This is a genomic window from Gordonibacter sp. (assembly GCF_036667095.1).
Lineage (GTDB): Bacteria > Actinomycetota > Coriobacteriia > Coriobacteriales > Eggerthellaceae > Gordonibacter.
Genome location: NZ_JAVWUP010000280.1, coordinates 1 through 2,586 on the forward strand (window position 1 = coordinate 1; position 2,586 = coordinate 2,586).

The 2,586-nt window shown below is 64.7% G+C and carries 3 protein-coding genes; all 3 read right to left on the reverse strand.

Annotated features, from left to right (window positions below; genetic code table 11):
* Nucleotides 1-341 (reverse strand): NfeD family protein (locus RR842_RS13665; protein WP_332730139.1); only part of this gene is annotated, 341 nt, incomplete at its 3' end.
* A 98-nt stretch (nt 342-439) separates the two neighbouring features.
* Nucleotides 440-2,338 carry a DNA primase gene (dnaG, locus tag RR842_RS13670; protein WP_332730141.1) on the reverse strand — a complete coding sequence of 633 codons (1,899 nt, stop codon included), beginning with the start codon at nt 2,336-2,338 and terminating at the stop codon, nt 440-442.
* Between the two features lie 9 nt (nt 2,339-2,347).
* A complete protein-coding gene (locus tag RR842_RS13675; RefSeq protein ID WP_332513494.1) occupies nt 2,348-2,539 on the reverse strand; it encodes a hypothetical protein in 192 nt (63 codons plus the stop codon).
* Nucleotides 2,540-2,586: the final 47 nt, after the last annotated feature.

Sequence of the window (2,586 nt, forward strand, 5' to 3'; positions counted from 1 at the left end):
GCAGAGCGCGCAGCCCAGGTCATGCGATTCGGCAGTTCGACGCGGCCAATCATGGCATCGTTGTCGATATCCTCGGCAACCACGCCCTCCTGCCCGATGCAGGTAGGCTCGGCCGCTTGACCGCGCTTGCGGTACTTCAGGAACACGGGGCGCAGCACCACCAGGCACACCAGCGACACGACAAAGAACACGACCAACTGCACCACCAGACCGGCTCCAAGCAGGTTGGCGGCGAACGCGACAAGGGAACCGACGACGAACCACATGGTAATAAGGCCCAGGGACAGGACCTCGATGACAGCCATAACGGCTGCGATGCCTAACCAAACGAAGGGGCTCATAGATTGCTCCTCTCTATCTTGGATCGAGTATACCACGGCTGCCGAGCATCCCATCCGATACCGTAGGGACAGACAGGCGATCAGGAAGATCAGGAAGATCAGGAAGACAGGGACTTATGATCGAGCTTTCGGCGGGAGAGATCCTTCTGCATGGCAGACACGGTCTGGAACAGCATCTCGAACTCATCGGGGTCCAGCGACGCCGGGTCGGCCATCTGCGCGCGCATAGCGTCCACGGCATCCTCCGCATCGCCAATAGCCAGCTCTTCGACCAAGAAGGCGGCAAGGGATGCCGGCGCAGCGGAAGAAGCCGTCGAACCCGAGGTGAGGATGCCCGGGGCCGCGGGCAGCACGCGGGAAGCCTCGGTGACGATGCGCGCCGCAGAGGCCGAAGGGTCGTCCGAAAGCGTCGAGAGCAGGCTCTGCGCTAAAGCGGCATGCGCCCGGTCGTGCCACTGGGTCTGGGCGATCACGTCGGCATGTTGCAGGGCGACCGCGGGGTTCTGGGCCATCAAGCTGAGGAACTCCCGTTCGAAACGCCGCCTGTTGACTTCGCCCTGGGTGAGCGCAGGCCCCGCAGGGCGCGCGTCCTGCGCGCCGCCCCCCGCCGTCGGCCGGACATCCGCAACAGCTTCGCGCTCCTCGTCGCGCTGGTCGCTGCGCCGGGGCGGTTGCAGCTGGGACAGCTGCACCAGCACATCCTCCTCGCGGGCGCGCACGCGGCTTGCAATCTGCACGGCGTAGTCCCTCGCCAAAGCGGAGTCTTTGATGGGCGCCAGTACCGACAGCGCTTCGGCCAGCGCCCGAGCACGCCCTTCGGCACTGCTCAGGTCGAAGCCCGCAAGGCGGCGGTCGATGCCGTACTTCAGCAGCGGCTGCGCGCCGTCGATAAGCGCCTGCATAGCCTCGGCACCGCGCGCCTCGATGAAGTCGGCAGGGTCCAGGTTGTCGGGCAGCGTGACGGCGCAGAGCTCCACCCGGCTGCGCCCCGCCTCAGGCGTCATGGAGCCGTCGATGAAGCCGAGCGCGCGGTCGGCAGCGCGCTGGCCTGCCTCGTCGCCGTCGAACAGGTACACGATCTTATGCTGGGCATGGCGCGACAGCACGCGGATATGCTTCATGGTAAGCGCCGTGCCCAAGGTGGCCACAGCGTTGCCGATACCCACTTCGTGCATTGCGATGACGTCGGTATATCCCTCCACGACCACCGCCACGCCGGTAGCTGTCATACGGCCCTTCGCATGGTCGAGCCCGTAGAGCACCTGCGACTTGTGGAAGATGGGCGTTTCCTGCGAGTTCAGATACTTCGGCTCGCCTTTGCCCATGACGCGGCCGCCGAACGCGATACACTCGCCCTGGGCATCGTTGATGGGAAACATCACCCGGTTGTAGAAGCGGTCGCGCAGGCTGCCGCCCTGCACCTCCATGCCCACATTGGCATCGACCATCTCCTTGGGTTTGAACCCCAGAGACGACAGATGGCGCACCAGCTGCCCGTTGCCCGGCGCAAAGCCCAGCTGCCAGCGTTTGGGCACCTCACCACCCAAACCGCGCCCGGACAGGTAGGTGCGCGCTTCGGCCGCGCGCGGCTCGGGGTTGCGCATGAGCTGCTTGTGGTAGAAGTCGGACGTCTGCGCGCACACGGCCTTCAGGCGCTCCTTGTAGCTTGAAGCAACGCCGCTGTTACGTCCGCCGCCCTCGGACAAGGGGATGTGCGCCCGGTCGGCCAGCTTGCGCACCGCTTCGGGAAAGGACAGGTCCTCGGTCTTCATCACATAGCCGAACACGTCGCCGCCCTCGCCGCAGCCAAAACAGTGCCACAGCTGTTTGACCGGGTCGATCTTGAACGAGGGGGTCTTCTCGTTATGCAGGGGGCAGCAGCACCAGAAGTCGTGCCCGCGCTGCCTGACCGGGGAGCGCTCGCCGATGATGGCCACAAGATCGCTCGCCTCGCGTACCTTCTCGATTTCTTCTTCGCCGATGATGCCGCCTGCCACGGGACGCCTCTACCTCCGCCTGTTCTGCTTGGACAGGACGACGTTTACCAGGAAAACGGCGGCAAGCGCCAGCGACGGGGCCAGCTCGGCCAAGCCGACGCCCTGTTCGCCTGCATTCATGTAGGTGAGCACGAGGCTGCCCATCATCAAGACGAAGCTAAGCCCCCCGATTACCGCGAATATCCACTGCCTGTTGCGCATGCGCCGCCTTTCCGTATGGTTTCATCGTCCAGTATAGCGCAAGGCAA

What these genes read in the sequence shown, in the direction of transcription:
- RR842_RS13675 (WP_332513494.1), bottom strand. Translation starts at nt 2,539, where the DNA reads ATGCGCAACAGGCAGTGGATATTCGCGGTAATCGGGGGGCTTAGCTTC.